We start from the raw sequence: 14,841 nt of genomic DNA on the forward strand, positions 1-14,841 counted from the left end.
GGCGGCCCTCCGGCAGGGTGGCTGAGCCCGGGACAGGGCGACCCGTGGTGGATGGCGGTGCGCCGGCCTAGTCCGCCTCCCCGGGATTTAAAGTGTGCGTTGCGTCCCGGCGAATGGTGCGGGTATCGAGGTGGATGGTGGCTGGGTGCCGTCACGGTCCCCTGAGGTTCCGGTGGTCGGTGCATGACTTCACCCGATGATCTACGAGACAGGCCTTAGCCTGGACCCGGTCCGCGCACGAGATCAGAGGAGCTCTCATGCAGCGCACGGTTGTCTCCGTATGCCTGACCGTCCTCGCGTTGGTGGGCGGGCAGATCTCCGCCGCCGCAGCCGCCCGGCACGGCGGTGTCGGCCTGCCGACGGTGGTCGGGCCGGTGCCGAGCACCGCCACCTCCCACCCCTTCGGCGCCGCGGACCACGAGCTCGTGCCCGAGGACCTCGGCCGGGTCGGGTACGTCGAGCACGAGTTCTTCGTCAGCGGCAAGGCCAACGTCTACGAGTGGCCGGCCCCGGGACCGGCGGTGGTCCGCACAGCGGGCGCCCCGTACACCACGCGCATCCTCGTCCGGCGTCCCGCGCGGGCCGCGCACTTCAGCGGCAACGTGGTCGTCGAGATGCTCAACCCCTCGAACCTGTTCGACCTCAACATCGGCTGGGCGCTCATGCACCGCCAGCTCGTGGCCAACGGCGATGTCTGGGTCGGCATCACCGCCAAGCCGATCTCCGTGCAGGCGCTCAAGAACTTCGACCCCCGGCGCTACGCGTCGCTGTCCTTCGCCAACCCGCTGCCGCTCGACGACCCGGGCAACTGCGCCACGGTGGCCGCGGACAGCTCCCGCACCACCGAGAACGGCCTCGCCTGGGACATCTACAGCCAGGTCGGCGCCCTGCTGCGCAGCACGGACCCGGCCAACCCCGTGGCGTACGGGCGGCGCGGCGCGCTCGTCAAGCACGTCTACGGCTTCGGGTACTCCCAGACCGGCGGCTACCTCTACGACTACCTCAACGCCATCCACCCGCTCGACGTCGCCAGGTTCGGCCGGCCGACCTACGACGCCTACCTGGTGGCCGTCGCCGGCGGCGCGTTCGTCGGTGCGGTGCCGATCAACCAGTGCCAGCCAGCCCCGCCGGTCGGTGACCCGCGCCGCCAGCTCACGAACGTCGGCGTGCCGATCATCCACGTCATGTCCCAGTCGGACTACCTCATCGGGATCGGCGCCCGGCGCCCGGACAGCGACGCCCCGCGCGACCGCTACCGGCACTACGAGATGGCCGGCGCCGGCCACGCGACGCCCGACGAGCTCAACTTCGCCGCGGCGCCGGCCGACATCGAGCGCGCCGGGCGTGCGGTGCCGCCGATGAGCTGCGACCAGGGGCCGCGCAGCCGCTTCCCCAGCCGGATCTTCTTCGACGCCGCCATCCGCAACCTCGACCGGTGGGTGCGCCACGGCATCGCCCCGCCGCACGCCGACCCCATCGAGGTGGTGAACGGCGCACCCGTGCTCGACGGTTTCGGCAACGTGGTCGGCGGTCTTCGCTCGCCGTACCTCGACGTGCCGACGAGCACGTGGTACGGCACCTCCACCGGCGCCTCGTTCTGCTTCATCGCCGGCCATGAGGTGCCGTTCGACCACGCCCGGCTCGCCGCGCTCTACCCCCGGCACGGCGACTACGTGCGCGCGGTGGCCAGCGACACCGCCAGGCTCGTCGCCGGCCGGTACCTCACGGCCTCCGACGGCGCCGACCTCGTCCGGGAGGCGGCCCACGCGAACGTGCCGTAGTACGCGATGCGGTGTTTTCCGGCGCATTTCGTACATTTCGCGAACGCGACGGCAATGCCAAACTCTCGACATTGTCAGGCGTTCTTTGGATTTCACTGTTCACGTGGTCGACGGTTCTCGTTCGCGCGCTCTCGGCATTCCGCTTTTAGCGTGAGGGCGCCGACCCGCCGCGGGCCGGCAGCGGCTGAGAGAGGAAGCACATTGCTCGGCAGACGATGGAGCAAACGAGCGATCATCATCACCTCGGCGGCCGGGATGCTGGTCGCCTGCGCGGGAATCACCTACGCCGCGGGCGGTTTCGGCACGCCGCTCGGTGACAGGCCGGTGGGCAGGCAGCCCGACGGCTCGTACCTGACGCAGACCGGCCAGTTCGTCACGCCGGCCGGCGACGTCGTCCAGCTCAACGGGCGGCCCTTCGGCCTCGCGCTCAGCCCGGACGGCACGACGGCCGCCGCGCTGAACACCGGCGGTGCCACCAAGGGCATCGTCACGGTCTTCGACCTGGTGAACCACAAGGTCCTGCAGCAGACCGGCACCGGCAAGATCTCCAACGGCGGGATCCTCTACACCGCCGACGGCAAGCACCTCTGGGCCGCCCAGCCCGGCGGGCTCGCCCGGTTCGACGTCGCCGCCGACGGCACGCTGGCCAACCAGACCGCGGTCGCGCTGCCGGGCGTCAGCGGCAGGCAGGCCGTCCCGGCCGGTCTCGGGTGGGCGCCGAACGGCACGGACCTGCTGGTGACGCTGAGCGCGAACAACACGCTCGGCGTCGTGGACACCACGAACAACACCGTGGTGAGGCAGATCCCCGTCGGCAACGTGCCCAACGGCGTGGTCGTGGTCGACGGCAAGGCCTACGTGAGCAACCAGGGTGGCCGGCCGGCCGGGCCCGGCGACCGGACCGACAGCTCCTACGGCACGCCGATCGTCACCAACAACGAGAGCGCGGTCCCCTCGACCGGCACTGTGTCCGAAGTGGACCTCGCCACCGGTCGGCAGGTCAGGACCTTCCCCGTCGGCCTGCAGCCCAGCGCGCTGCTGGTGGTCGGCCGGAACGTGGTCGTGGCGAACACCGACGACGACACCGTGTCCACCATCGACACGGCCAAGCAGCAGCTCGGCCGGACGTTCGCGGCCAACCCCGCCCCGGGCGCCCCGTACGGCAGCCAGCCCAACGGCCTGACCATGCTGGACAAGGACCACCTCGCGGTGAGCCTGGGCCGGGACAACGCCGTGGCCGTCTACAGCTACCACGGCGCCTACGCCCAGCCCAGCTTCGAGGGTCTGATCCCGACGGGCTCGTACCCGACCGGCATCGCGCAGGACGCCGCGCTGCACCGCCTCGTGGTGGCCAGCGAGCAGGGCCTCGGCTCGGTCGGTCCCAACGGGACGGTCGGCGAGGGCCCCGGCACCAACCCGGCGACGTCGCACCTCGGCTACAACTTCGTCGGCACCGTGCAGACGGTGGCCACGCCGTCGGCGGCGCAGATGCGTAAGTACACCAAGCAGGTCTTCGACAACAACCAGTGGAACGGCCTGCGGGAGCGCAACCAGCGCGGCAACGGCAAGGCGCACCCGGTGGCCGTGCCGGCCAAGGTCGGCGACCCGTCGACGATCAAGCACGTGTTCGTGCTCGTCAAGGAGAACCGCACCTACGACCAGGTGCTCGGGGACGACCCGCGCGGCAACGGCGCCCCGGAGCTGGCCCAGTTCGGTGGGCGCGTCACGCCGAACATCCACCAGCTCGCCGGCCAGTTCCCGTTGGTGGACAACCTGTACTCCGACGGGACGAACTCCGCGGAGGGCCACCACTGGCTCAACCAGGCCTTCGTCAACAACTACATGCAACAGATGTACGGCAACTACGTCCGCTCCTACCAGACCGGCGACCCGATGAGCAACGTGCCGTCGGGGTGGATCTGGGACAACGCCCTCGCGCACGGCAAGTCCGTGGCGAACTGGGGCGAGCAGATCGACAGCTACGTCGACCCGAGCGGCAACGGCGTGCCGAACGGTAGCTGGCCGCAGTGGTACAAGGACTCGCAGATCCTGGAGGGCAAGGCCACCGGCGACCTGCACGTCCCGATCGGCACCTACCAGCCCAAGACGGACATCCCGTCGCTGCAGAAGGTCACCAAGCCCGACTTCCCGAACTTCGACATGAACATCCCCGACCAGTACCGGGCCGACCTGTTCCAGCGGGACTTCGCCGGCTACGTGAAGAACGGGAACCTGCCGTCGCTCAACATGATGTGGCTGTCCAGCGACCACACCGCGGGCACCACGCCGGGCGGCATCACCCCGTCCGCGTACGTGGCCGACGGCGACCTCGCGCTCGGCCGGATCGTGGACACGATCTCGCACAGCCCGTACTGGCCGAACACCGCGATCTTCGTCATCGAGGACGACTCGCAGAACGGCGTCGACCACGTCGACGGCCACCGCAACCCGGCCATGGTGATCAGCCCGTACGCCAAGCGGGGCGCGGTGGTGCACGACTACTACAGCCAGCTCAACATGATGCGCACCGTCGAGCAGATCCTCGGCATGCCACCGATGAACCAGCAGGACATGACCGCACAGCCGATGTTCGCCGCGTTCACCGACAAGCCCAACCTCACGCCGTACACCTCCGTGCCGAACGAGGTGCCGCTCACGGACACGAACCCGAAGCCGGCCGTCACCAACCCGATGCAGGCCGCGTGGGCGGAATGGGCCGCACAGCAGGACTTCTCGACCGAGGACATGGTCAACATGGCCCAGTCCAACCGGGACGTCTGGTACTCGTCGAACAACTTCACGGTGCCGTACCCGGGCGACAGCAAGGTGCTGCTGCCCACCGAGGTGCCCGGCGCGGATGTCGCGCCGGCAAAGGACCCGGACGGCCACTGACCTTTGGTCGGTAGCCGCGACGGTGCCCTGCCCGAACTCTCGGGCAGGGCACCGTCGCGTGCGGCTCAGCCGCTACCGGAGTCAGCCCGCTCGCCGGTGCACGGGGTGCGGGTCACCGGGGCGGGTCCTCGCCGACCAGGCCGTCGACGGACTCGCGCAGCAGGTCGGCGTGGCCGACGTGGCGGGCGTACTCCTCGATGACGTCGATCATCATCCGGCGCAGGCTGGGGGTCCGGCCGTCGGGCCAGGCGCCCGCGGCGAGCCGGTCCAGGCCGCCGTCGGCCAGGGCCTCGGTGACCGCGGCGCGGGAGCGGGTCACGGCGTCCTGCCACAGTGCCAGGAGCTGCTCGGGTGTGTCGTCGGCGGCCGTGCGCCACTCCCAGTCGGGGTCGGCGTCCCAGTCCACCGCGTTCCACGGGGCTCCGGGATTGCGCCCGAACAGCTTGTGGCTGAAGTAGTCCGCCTCGACGAGGGCCAGGTGCTTGAGCAGCCCGCCGAGCGTCATGGACGAGGCGGCGGTAGTCGCCCGCAGGCCGGCCGCGTCGAGCCCGCCGCACTTCCACGCGAAGGTCGCGCGCTGTCGCTCCAGGGAGCCGAGCAGGGTGTCGATCTCGTTGCCCGCCGCGGGCGGCCCCTCATGGTTCGCACTCATGGCGCGGAGGCTACTGCCGGTTCCGGACGATCTACTGCCGGATTGCCGCCTCCTGCGCCTGGAGCTCGCGGACCCGCGGGATCACCTGCGTGCCGTACAGCTCGATCGCGGTCATGAGTGTCTCGTGCGAGAGACCGCCCATGCCGTACTTCAGGTCGAAGCGGTTGGCGCCGAGCAGGGTCAGGTTCGCCGCGATCTTCTCGGCGACCGTGTCCGGGGACCCGACGTAGAGCGCGCCGTGCGGGCCGACCTCGTAGGCGAAGGACTCCTCGGTCGGGACGGCGAACCCGCGGGTCTCGCTCATCCGGCGGATCATCTCCCGGTAGTGCGGCCAGAACTCGGCGCGCGCCTGCTCGTCGGTGGCGGCGACGTGCCCGGGCGAGTGCACGCCGACCGGCAGCGGCGGGCGGTCGAGCTGACGCAGGGCCTGTCGGAAGAGCTTCGAGAACGGCTCGAACCGCGCGGGGCTGCCGCCGATGATCGCGAGCATCAGCGAGAAGCCGTAGTACGCGGCGCGGACGACCGACTGCGGGCTGCCGCCGACGCCGATCCACGCCGGGAAGGGGCCGGACTCGGTGTGCGGCACGACATCCTGGTCGTGCAGCGCCGCGCGGGTCTTGCCCTTCCAGGTGACCGGTCCGCCCTTGAGCAGCTCGGCGAAGAGGTTGGTCTTCTCCTCGAACAGGTCCTCGTAGTCGGCGAGGTCGTACCCGAACAGCGGGAACGAGTCGATGCTGGACCCCCGGCCGAGGATGACCTCCGCCCGGCCGCCGGAGACGGCGTTGAGCGTGGAGTAGCGCTGGAACACGCGGACCGGGTCGTCGGAGCTCAGCACGGTCACCGCCGACCCGAGGCGGATCCGGGACGTGCGGGCGGCGATCGCGCTCAGCACGACGTCGGCGGCCGGCATCGGGAAGTCGTCGGTGTGGTGCTCGCCGATCCCGAAGAAGTCCACGCCGACCTGCTCGGCGAGGACACCCTCCTCGACGACGTCGCGGATCGTCTGGGCGTGGGACAGCCGGTGGCCGGTGTCGTCGTCGGTGAGATCGCCGAAGGTGTCGAGGCCGAGGACGAGGGGGAACTCCGGGGCTGGTGTGGTCATGTGGGCCTCCTTGGCTATGCGGCGTCGGCGCGCACCGCGTGCTCGAACTCGGCGCGGCGAAGCGGCACGCCGAAGACCGGGCCGCCGGGTTGGAGGAGGCGGCCCGCGCGCAGGCCCTCCAGCCGGACGGCGTCGTAACCGATGCGCTCGACGACGTCCGCCACGGCGGCCACCGCGCCGGGGTCCTCGCCCGCGACGCCGAGCGCGCGCCGCCGCGGGTCGCCGGCGGGCCGGCGGTCGTCCTCGAGCTCGTGGTAGCCGATGTGGTTGAGCGTCTTGACGATCGTCGACCCGGCCAGCCGGTGCGCGACGATCTCGCTGCTGCCGTAGCGGGGGTCCTCGAACATCTCCCGGACGCCGTCGACGGGTGGCCAGTAGTTCATCGTGTCGACGACGAGCTTGCCGTCGACCACGGCGGGGTCGAACGTCGGAAACCTGTGCAGCGGGATCGACAGCACCACGAGGTCGGCGTCCGCGACGGCGTCGGCGGCCCAGCGTGGCTGCGCGCCCGGCGCCAGGAACTGGGTGATGAGCGCGATCTTCGCCGGGTCTCCCGACGCCGCGATCGACACGTCGTAGCCGGCGGCGACCGCCACCCGCGCGATCACCGGCCCGACGTGCCCCGCGCCGAGCACCGCGATGCGGGTCATGCCGGGCCGCCCGCGTCGAGGTGGTCGCGCAGGGTCCGCAGGACGTCGTCCAGCGCGTCGAGCTGCTCGGCCGTGAGGGCGTCGGCGAAGTGCGTCTTGACCGCGCGCAGGTGGGGGGTGTTCGCGCGGCGGAACATGCCCTCGCCCTCCGCGGTGAGCGAGACCTCGGCGCCGCGGTTGTCGGTGGCGCAGTCGTCGCGGCGGATGAGCCCGCGCCGCTCCATCCGGCCGAGGTGGTGGGACAGCCGGCTGCGCTCCCAGTCGATGGCGGCCGCCAGCTCGGAGGACCGCAGCCGGCCGCCGTGCGCCTCGCTGAGCGCCAGCAGCACCTGGTAGTCGCCCGGGGACAGCCCGGTCTCCTGCAGCTGGGCGCCGAGGACCCGGCGCAGCTCCGCGGTGGTGTCCAACAGGGACCGCCAGATCCCGAGATCCCGCGCCGTCATCCGGCGCCGCACCGCTTGGCCGGCCATCCCGTCACCACCTCAGGTCATTGACATGTCAATCGTACGCCGGTTGATTGACATGTCAATTGACCCTCGGTGGGCCGGAGGCCGGTGTCGCGGCCGGAGGACGGCACGCGCCCGGACCCGGCGGGTCGAACCCGGCCTGGTTTCCCGGCCGCGCAGGGGGGCGGGTGGCGGGGTCAGTCGCCTTGGGCGGCCGGGGCCACGTACTGGGTGTCGTGCCAGACCGCCCGCGCGCCGGAGTCACCGATCCGCACGACCTGCACCGCGGAGGCCACCGCGAGCACGACGGCGAGCCCGGCGAGCACGACGGTCGTGGGCCGGACCCAGCGGGCGGTCCCGGCAGGGCTCGCGGCCGGGACCGCGTCAGGGGTGGCGTCAGCGTCCGCGTCAGGGATGGTGTCAGCGTCCGCGTCAGGGGTGGCGGCAGGAGTGGCGGCAGAGGTCGCACGGCGCCCGCGCCAGTCGAGGTAGACGAGCGCCGCCAGGACGACGGCCATGGGCGCCACCAGGATCAGCAGCTGGTCGCCGAGCTCGGCGTGCGTGGCGACGAGGGAGTCCGGCTCGAGGCGGTCGCGCAGTGCCTCGCCGCTGTCCGTGGCGAGCGGGATGGACCCCGTCGCCACCGCGGCCAGCGCCACCGTGGGCCAGCCGTAGTGGCGGCGAAGCCTCGGCCAGACGGCGACGGCGATGCCGGTGAGCACGGCGAGCGGGACGAGCACGACGACGGCGTGCACGACGAGCGGGTGCAACGGCAGGTTGGCGATGAACGCGGGCATGCGGCAGTGCCTTTCCAGGTGGCGTCGGCCCCCGGTCCGGGCCACACGCTGGTCCGGGCAGACACTGACAGGTCGATCTTGGAGAATTCTTGGCTCACCGCGGGCGGTCGAGCGGCAGCGACAGCCGCAGCCGCGAGCCGCCGCCGGGCTGGGCCGTCGCGGTGATGTCGCCGCCGTGGCGCGCGGCGATGTCGCTCACCAGCGCGAGCCCGAGGCCGTAGCGCCGCCGGCCGGTGGTGGGCGACGGCCGCGTCCGGGTGGTGGCGAACCGGTCGAACATGCGGGGCAGCACCTCGGGGTCGATACCAGGCCCGTCGTCGACGACGTCGAGCACCGCGGTGCGCTCGACCGTGCTCACCGTGACGGTGACGGCCGCGGTGGCGTGCCGGATCGCGTTGTCCAGCAACGCGGTCACCGCGCGTCGCACGGCGGTCGGCGCGCCCCGGACGTGGACCGGACTGCCGGGGCGGCGCACCGCGAGCGTGACACCCCCGGCGGCGGCCGAGCCCCGGTACGCCTCGGTGACCTGCTCGGCGAGCTCGGCCAGGTCGAAGCTCACCACGGCGTCGGCGACCTGGTCGGCGGCGAGCAGCAGGTCCTCCAGGATGGCGGTGAGGTGGTGGGCGTCGGTCACCACCTTGTCGGCCTCGCCCAGCAGGTTCTCCGCCGTGCCGGCGCCGCGCAAGTGCCGCTGCAGCAGCTGGACCCGGGTGGACAGCAGGGTGAGCGGCGTGCGCAGCTCGTGGCTCGCGTCGGCGACGAACTGACGCTGGATGGTGAGCGCGGCGGCCATCGGCCGGACCGCGCGCCGGGCGAGCCAGCTCGCGGCGCCGGCCGCCAGCACCAGGCCCACCGCGCCGCAGAGCAGCAAGGCGACCGCCAGCCGGGTCCGTTCGGCGTGGTTGGCCGACAGGTCCAGCGCGGCCTGCACCGTGGTCCGTCCCTGGCGCGCCGTCTGCACCCGGTACTCGATCCCGTGGGACCGGTAGTCCTCCGTCGTCGCCTGCCCGGTCGACGCGGTCCGGGTCAGCGCCGCCTCGTCGGGCAGCCCGGCCGGCAGCCCGGGGGTCGCGATCCGGCCACCCGATCCCTGTGCCACGAGCCAGACCCCGGCGGGCGGATCGACGACGTCGTCCGCGCGGGCGATCGACTGGGCCAGCAGCGTGGTGGCCTGGCGGTGCTGCCCCTGCACCACCACGAGCACCGCGAGCGCCGTCCCCACCACCACGATCACCGCCGCGCACAGCCCGATCCACAGGCCCAGCTGCCGGGTGGCGCGCCGCAGCTGCTCGGCGTCGCGGCCGGTCACCGTGCCCCGCGTGGCCCGGGTCATGACGCGCCGAGCTGGTAGCCGCGGCCGTGCACGGTGGCCACCACCCGGCGGCCGAGCTTGCGCCGCAGGTAGTGCACGTAGGTCTCCACGACGTTCTCGCTCTCCGCCTCCGGGAACGCCAGCGTCAGCAGGTCGCGGCGGCTGAACATCCGCTTCGGGTTGCGCGCGAGCACCTCGAGGAGCGCGCACTCCCGCTCCGACAGCCGCACCGGCGGCTCACCGTCGCGGTGCACCAGCCGGGTCCGAGGGTCGAGCCTGCCGCCGCTGACCGGCAGCGAGTCGGCGGCCTCCAGGTGCCGGCGCCGCAACGCCCGCAGCCGGGCGAGCAGCTCGTCGACGTCGAACGGCTTGCCGAGGTAGTCCTCGGCGCCGGCGTCGAGGCCGGCCACCCGGTCCGCCGGGTTGGCGAGCGCCGAGAGGACCAGGACCGGGGTCGCGACCGCCCGCGAGCGCAGCCGGCCGAGCAGGTCGAGGCCCTCGATCGCGGGCAGGCCGCGGTCGATGACCAGTACGTCGTAGCTGCGGGTCAGCGCGAGGTGCAGCGCCCGCTGGCCGTCGGGGGCGGTGTCGACGGCGTACCCCTCCTCGGTGAGCAGGGTGGCCAGCATGCCGACCAGCTCGGCGTCGTCCTCGACCAGCAGGACGCGGGCTCGACCGAGCGCGTCGGCCTCCCCGGGCTCGTGGTCCATGCGCCCATAGTGCCGCCGCCGTGACGGGCTGTCCTCTCGCACAGGCAGCCCTTCCACTACTCACAGAATTCTCCCAGCCTTCGCGCTGACACTCGGTCGCATGGCCAACCGAAGGCAGACGGCGGCGAACCAGCAGCTCCGGGTGCGGCAGGCGCGCCGGGACGACGGGCGCCGGCGGGTGACGGTGGTGACCCGGGTGGTCGCGGTCGGTGCGACCGCGCTCGCCGTGCTGGCGGGTGTCGTGTTCGCGAACCAGGCCAGCGGCAGCACCGGGTCGCCGACCACGAGCGGTACGGACGGTACGAGCAGTGGTGGCGGTGGCTCCGTGCCGCTGCCCGACACCGGCTCCGGCGGGGCCTGGACGCCGCCCGTCCAGGTCCCCGGCTCGGGTGGGTCCGGGCCGGCACACGGATCCTCGGGTGGGTCGTGACCATCGCGACCGCGGACTTCGCCGCGCTCGGGACCACCGCGCAGGTGGTGGTCACCGACCGCCGGTCCTTACCCGGGGCGGTGGCGCTGCTCCGCGCGCGGCTCGCCGAGCTCGACCTGGCCGCCAGCCGGTTCCGGCCCGACTCGGAGATCTCCCGCCTGCACCGGACCGCCGGCACCGCCACCGAGGTGACCCCGCTGCTGCTCGCGGCGCTCGAGGTGGCCCTGGCCGCCGCCGAGCGGACCGGCGGGCTGGTCGACCCCACGGTCGGGCACGCGGTCCGGCGGCTGGGCTACGACCGGGACTTCGCCGCGATCGCCGCCGACGACCCGGCTCCGGCCGCGCCGGGCACGCCCGCTCCCGGCTGGTGGCGGGTGCGCCTGGACCCGGCGAGCCGGCGGGTGGTGCTGCCGCGCGGGGTGAGCCTCGACCTCGGCGCCACCGCCAAGGCCTTCGCCGCCGACCGCTGCGCCGCGGAGATCGCCCGCGAGACCGGGCGCGGGGTGCTCGTGAACCTCGGCGGCGACCTCGCCGCCGCCGGTGACCCGCCGGCCGGCGGGTGGCGGATCGTCGTGGGCGACGACCACGCGGCCACCGACCCGGCGCGCGACCCGACGGTCACCATCCATGCCGGCGGGCTCGCCACGTCCAGCACCACCCGCCGGACCTGGCGGCGGGCCGGCCGCACGCTGCACCACATCGTCGATCCTCGCACCGGGGACGTGCCCGACGCGGTGTGGCGGACCGTGAGCGTGGCCGCGGCGTCCTGTGTGGACGCCAACACCGCCGCGACGGCGGCGATCGTGCTCGGTGCCGCCGCGCCGGCGTGGCTCGCCGAGCGCCGGTTGCCGGCCCGCCTGGTCGACCCGGACGGGCGCGTCGTCACGGTCGCCGGCTGGCCGGTGGACGGCGAGCTGGCGGCATGACCAGCCTCTGGTACGCCAGCCGCGCGGCCGGGCTGCTGGCCCTGGTCCTGATCACCGGGACCGTCGTGCTCGGCGCGCTCACCGGCGGCCGGGCCTCGTCGGCCGGGTGGCCGCGGTTCGCGGTGGCGGCCCTGCACCGCAACCTGGCGCTGCTGACCATCACGTTCGTCGTGGTGCACGTGGCGACCGCGGTGATCGACGGCTACGCCGGCATCGCCTGGCTGGACACGGTTCTGCCGTTCGTCTCGGTGTACCACCCGTTCTGGCTCGGGCTGGGCGCGGCCGCGTTCGACCTGCTCCTCGCGCTGGTGGTGACGAGCCTGCTGCGGTCCCGGGTGAACCCCAGGCTGTGGCGGGCGGTGCACTGGGCGGCGTACGCGTGCTGGCCGGTCGCGCTCGTGCACGGGTTCGGCATCGGCGCGGGAGACACCCGGACCGGCTGGGGCCTGGCCGTGGTCCTCGGCTGCCTCGCGGCCGGCACCGGCGCGGTCCTGTGGCGGCTGAGCACCAGCCACCCCGACTCGGTGGCCCGCCAGCAGTACGCGGGAAGGGCCCGGTGACGGCCATGACCCGGACGCGGCTCCCGGCGGCACCCGCACCGCTCGACACCCACCACCGGCTGCTCGCCGGCTGGTACGAGACCCGCGGGCGCGCCGACCTCGCGACCCATCTCGCCCGGCACGGCCCCGTGCCGCTCGACGCCTACCCCGGCGAGGCGGGCCGGCAGCGGCTGGTCGACGCGGTCGACCGGTCCGGCCTGCGGGGCAGGGGAGGCGCGGGGTTCCCCACCGGCCGCAAGCTCCGGGCCGTCGCGGCCGGCCGGCGGCGGCCCACCGTCGTGGTCAACGCGTGCGAGGGCGAGCCGGTGAGCGGCAAGGACCACGCGCTGCTCACGCTCGTGCCGCACCTCGTCCTCGACGGCGCCGTGCTCGCCGCGCACGCCGTCGGCGCCACCGAGATCATCGTGTGCCTGCACGAGGGCGACGCACTCCGCCCGCTCGTGGTCGCCGCGCTCGCCGAACGCGCCGACCCGGTGCCCTTCCGGATCCAGCCCGTCCCGCGCCGCTACGTCGCCAGCGAGGAGTCCGCGCTGGTGAACCTGATCAACACCGGCGACCCGCGGCCGACGAGCAAGCCGCCGCGCCCGGACCAGCGGGGCGTCCGCGGCCGGCCCACGCTGGTCAGCAACGTCGAGACGCTCGCCCAGCTCGCGCTCGTCGCCCGGCACGGGCCCGACTGGTTCCGCACCACCGGCACGCCGGACTCGCCGGGCACCACGCTGGTGACCGTCACCGGTGCGGTGCGCCGGCCGGGGGTGCACGAGGTCGCCTGCGGCACGCCGATCGGCCACGCGCTGGAGCTCGCCGGCGTGGCGCCGGACGCGCAGGCCGTGCTCGTCGGCGGCGTCGCCGGCGCCTGGCTGCCGCTGCCCTTCGCCGCCGGCGTGCCACTGGCCCACCGCGAGCTGGCCGACGCCGGCGCGACGCTCGGCGTCGGCGCGTTGTTCGTGCTGCCCGCGGCCGCGTGTGGGGTGGCCGAGACCGCGCGGATCCTGCGCTACCTCGCCGGCGAGTCCGCCGCCCAGTGCGGGCCGTGCATGTTCGGCCTGCCCGCCCTCGCCGACGACCTCACCCGCATCGCCCACGGCGGCGCGGACGCCCGCATCGACGCGCGCCTGCGGCGCCGGCTCGCCGTGGTCGAGGGCCGCGGCGCGTGCCGCCACCCCGACGGCGCGGTCCGGGTCGCCGCCAGCGCGCTGCACACCTTCGCATCCGACGTCCGCCGGCACCGCGACGGCCGCCCGTGTGTCCACATCGGACAGCCACGCGTCCCGCTGCGGCCGGGGGACTGGAGCACGCCGTGACCGAGCACCTGCGCGTCGACCGCATCGCCTGCCGGGCCCACGGCCTGTGCGCCGACCTGCTCCCCGAGCTCGTCGAGCTCGACGAGTGGGGCTACCCGCTGCTCGCCACCGACGTCGTCCCCGCACACCTGCGTGCCGAGGCGAGCGCGGCCGTCGCCGCGTGCCCGGCCCTCGCGTTGCGGCTGGACCGGACCGGCTGAACCCGCTCGGTCAGCCGACGGCGAGCGGCTCCTCGCCCGGGTGCGACTTCGCGATGGCCGGGGCCGGTCCGGTGCCACCGCCCGGCACGGACAGGGTGAACGTCGAGCCGCGGCCCAGCTCGCTGGTGACCGAGGCGGTCCCGCCGAGCGTCTCGACCGCGGCCCGGACGATGGCGAGGCCCAGCCCCGTGCCGCCCCGCCCGGGCTCCCCGGACCACGGCCGGGTCGACCAGGCGCCGTCGAAGATCCGGTCGAGGTTCTCCGGCGCGATCCCGACGCCGGTGTCGGACACCTCGATGAACACCCAGCCGCCCGCCCGCCGCGCGGCGACCTCGATGCGGTCGCCGTCGCGGGTGAACGCGACCGCGTTCTCGAGCAGGCTGTTGAGCGCCGCACGCAGGCTGTCCTCGTTCGCGCTGATCGTGCCGGCGGTGGCCGAGGCCACCCACCTCCGGTCGGCTATGGGGGTCCACCGGCGGACGAGCTCGTGGACGAACACCCCGATGTCCACTGTGGACAACTCGCCGGGGGAGTCCAGCTGCATCAGCATGGTCAGCCGGGCGGTGAGCCGGTCCAGCTCGGACAGCTCGTCGAGCACGGTGCCCGCGTCCTCCTCCGTCTGGTGCCCCTCGTGCGCGGCCCGGATCAGCTCGACGTAGCCCCGCGCGACGGTGATCGAGGTACGCAGCTCGTGCGAGCCCAGGCGGACGAACAGCGCCTGGGTCTCGGCCCGCTTCCGCTCCAGCGTCGCGACGTCCTCCCGTTCGGCCAGCGCCGCCTGCCGGCCGCGGACGTGCCAGACCATGACCAGGAACACCGCGGCCATCAGCGGCACCTCGGCCGTCTCCTCGAGGCCGATCTCGCCGACGTCCGCGTGGTGCCAGAGGATGTAGCCGGTCGACACGGTCACCGCGGCCAGCACCGCCATCATGGCCCGGGTCGGCCACACGTTGATGCCGAACACCAGGGCGATGCTGATCCACACGAAGTGGAACGGGATCGTCTCGGCGCCGGGAAGGTGCCACATCGCGAACAGGTTGGCCGTCGCGAAGACCGCCCAGCACGCGAGGACGACCACC

The 14,841-nt window shown here is 73.6% G+C and carries 15 protein-coding genes; 7 read left to right on the forward strand and 8 right to left on the reverse strand.

The window, feature by feature from the left end; all coding sequences use genetic code 11:
- The first annotated feature begins 257 nt into the window (after nt 1-257).
- Both VGD70_RS20715 and VGD70_RS20720 read left to right on the forward strand, forming a co-directional pair.
- A complete protein-coding gene (locus tag VGD70_RS20715) occupies nt 258-1,781 on the forward strand; it encodes an alpha/beta hydrolase domain-containing protein (RefSeq protein WP_331083761.1) in 1,524 nt (507 codons plus the stop codon).
- 201 nt (nt 1,782-1,982) lie between these two features.
- A complete protein-coding gene (locus VGD70_RS20720; protein WP_331083763.1) occupies nt 1,983-4,673 on the forward strand; it encodes a bifunctional YncE family protein/alkaline phosphatase family protein in 2,691 nt (896 codons plus the stop codon).
- Nucleotides 4,674-4,785: 112 nt separating this feature from the next.
- Here the strand turns inward: VGD70_RS20720 and VGD70_RS20725 are convergent, their stop codons facing one another.
- The 7 genes from VGD70_RS20725 to VGD70_RS20755 all read right to left on the reverse strand — a co-directional run bounded on the left by VGD70_RS20725 (nt 4,786) and on the right by VGD70_RS20755 (nt 10,342).
- Entirely contained in the window at nt 4,786-5,325 is a 540-nt protein-coding gene (locus VGD70_RS20725; protein ID WP_331083765.1) for a DinB family protein, read from the reverse strand.
- 31 nt (nt 5,326-5,356) lie between these two features.
- Nucleotides 5,357-6,427, reverse strand: coding sequence for an LLM class flavin-dependent oxidoreductase (locus VGD70_RS20730; protein WP_331083767.1), 1,071 nt, complete (start codon nt 6,425-6,427; stop codon nt 5,357-5,359).
- Between the two features lie 14 nt (nt 6,428-6,441).
- Nucleotides 6,442-7,077 (reverse strand): NADPH-dependent F420 reductase, encoded by a 636-nt coding sequence (locus VGD70_RS20735; RefSeq protein WP_331083769.1) that lies wholly within the window; start codon nt 7,075-7,077, stop codon nt 6,442-6,444.
- On the reverse strand, nt 7,074-7,547 hold the full coding sequence (locus VGD70_RS20740; protein ID WP_331083771.1) for a MarR family winged helix-turn-helix transcriptional regulator: 474 nt from the start codon (nt 7,545-7,547) through the stop codon (nt 7,074-7,076). Before VGD70_RS20740 ends, VGD70_RS20735 begins: the two co-directional genes overlap by 4 nt.
- A 173-nt stretch (nt 7,548-7,720) precedes the next feature.
- On the reverse strand, nt 7,721-8,320 hold the full coding sequence (locus VGD70_RS20745; RefSeq protein ID WP_331083773.1) for a DUF2231 domain-containing protein: 600 nt from the start codon (nt 8,318-8,320) through the stop codon (nt 7,721-7,723).
- 94 nt (nt 8,321-8,414) lie between these two features.
- Complete coding sequence (locus tag VGD70_RS20750; RefSeq protein WP_331083775.1) at nt 8,415-9,653, reverse strand: HAMP domain-containing sensor histidine kinase; 1,239 nt, start codon at nt 9,651-9,653, stop codon at nt 8,415-8,417.
- Complete coding sequence (locus tag VGD70_RS20755) at nt 9,650-10,342, reverse strand: response regulator transcription factor (RefSeq protein ID WP_331083777.1); 693 nt, start codon at nt 10,340-10,342, stop codon at nt 9,650-9,652. Before VGD70_RS20755 ends, VGD70_RS20750 begins: the two co-directional genes overlap by 4 nt.
- Nucleotides 10,343-10,442: 100 nt before the next feature.
- Between VGD70_RS20755 and VGD70_RS20760 the strand changes: the two genes are divergently transcribed.
- Genes VGD70_RS20760 through VGD70_RS20780 form a run of 5 tightly spaced genes read left to right on the forward strand, consistent with a single transcriptional unit; the run spans nt 10,443 to nt 13,762 of the window.
- The gene (locus tag VGD70_RS20760) at nt 10,443-10,772 is read left to right on the forward strand and encodes a hypothetical protein (protein ID WP_331083779.1); all 330 of its coding nucleotides are present in this window, start codon (nt 10,443-10,445) and stop codon (nt 10,770-10,772) included.
- Nucleotides 10,769-11,698 (forward strand): FAD:protein FMN transferase, encoded by a 930-nt coding sequence (locus tag VGD70_RS20765; RefSeq protein ID WP_331083781.1) that lies wholly within the window; start codon nt 10,769-10,771, stop codon nt 11,696-11,698. The genes VGD70_RS20760 and VGD70_RS20765 overlap by 4 nt, the downstream gene beginning before the upstream one ends.
- Nucleotides 11,695-12,258: a ferric reductase-like transmembrane domain-containing protein gene (locus VGD70_RS20770; RefSeq protein WP_331083783.1), complete on the forward strand. Its 564-nt coding sequence runs from the start codon at nt 11,695-11,697 to the stop codon at nt 12,256-12,258. Before VGD70_RS20765 ends, VGD70_RS20770 begins: the two co-directional genes overlap by 4 nt.
- A 5-nt stretch (nt 12,259-12,263) precedes the next feature.
- Nucleotides 12,264-13,562, forward strand: a complete 1,299-nt coding sequence (locus VGD70_RS20775) for an NADH-ubiquinone oxidoreductase-F iron-sulfur binding region domain-containing protein (protein WP_331083786.1) — start codon at nt 12,264-12,266, stop codon at nt 13,560-13,562.
- Nucleotides 13,559-13,762 carry a ferredoxin gene (locus VGD70_RS20780; protein ID WP_331083788.1) on the forward strand — a complete coding sequence of 68 codons (204 nt, stop codon included), beginning with the start codon at nt 13,559-13,561 and terminating at the stop codon, nt 13,760-13,762. Before VGD70_RS20775 ends, VGD70_RS20780 begins: the two co-directional genes overlap by 4 nt.
- 10 nt (nt 13,763-13,772) lie before the next feature.
- Here VGD70_RS20780 and VGD70_RS20785 read toward each other — a convergent pair whose 3' ends face one another.
- Nucleotides 13,773-14,840: a HAMP domain-containing sensor histidine kinase gene (locus VGD70_RS20785; RefSeq protein WP_331083791.1), complete on the reverse strand. Its 1,068-nt coding sequence runs from the start codon at nt 14,838-14,840 to the stop codon at nt 13,773-13,775.
- Between the last annotated feature and the right edge of the window lies 1 nt (nt 14,841).

The organism is Actinophytocola sp., assembly GCF_036402745.1.
Classification (GTDB): Bacteria; Actinomycetota; Actinomycetes; order Mycobacteriales; family Pseudonocardiaceae; genus Actinophytocola.

Coding starts and splice junctions, on each gene's coding strand:
- VGD70_RS20715 (WP_331083761.1), top strand. CDS start 258: ATGCAGCGCACGGTTGTCTCCGTATGCCTGACCGTCCTCGCGTTGGTG.
- VGD70_RS20740 (WP_331083771.1), bottom strand. CDS start 7,547: ATGGCCGGCCAAGCGGTGCGGCGCCGGATGACGGCGCGGGATCTCGGG.
- VGD70_RS20725 (WP_331083765.1), bottom strand. CDS start 5,325: ATGAGTGCGAACCATGAGGGGCCGCCCGCGGCGGGCAACGAGATCGAC.
- VGD70_RS20735 (WP_331083769.1), bottom strand. CDS start 7,077: ATGACCCGCATCGCGGTGCTCGGCGCGGGGCACGTCGGGCCGGTGATC.
- VGD70_RS20730 (WP_331083767.1), bottom strand. CDS start 6,427: ATGACCACACCAGCCCCGGAGTTCCCCCTCGTCCTCGGCCTCGACACC.
- VGD70_RS20750 (WP_331083775.1), bottom strand. CDS start 9,653: ATGACCCGGGCCACGCGGGGCACGGTGACCGGCCGCGACGCCGAGCAG.
- VGD70_RS20770 (WP_331083783.1), top strand. CDS start 11,695: ATGACCAGCCTCTGGTACGCCAGCCGCGCGGCCGGGCTGCTGGCCCTG.
- VGD70_RS20775 (WP_331083786.1), top strand. CDS start 12,264: ATGACCCGGACGCGGCTCCCGGCGGCACCCGCACCGCTCGACACCCAC.
- VGD70_RS20760 (WP_331083779.1), top strand. CDS start 10,443: ATGGCCAACCGAAGGCAGACGGCGGCGAACCAGCAGCTCCGGGTGCGG.
- VGD70_RS20755 (WP_331083777.1), bottom strand. CDS start 10,342: ATGGACCACGAGCCCGGGGAGGCCGACGCGCTCGGTCGAGCCCGCGTC.
- VGD70_RS20745 (WP_331083773.1), bottom strand. CDS start 8,320: ATGCCCGCGTTCATCGCCAACCTGCCGTTGCACCCGCTCGTCGTGCAC.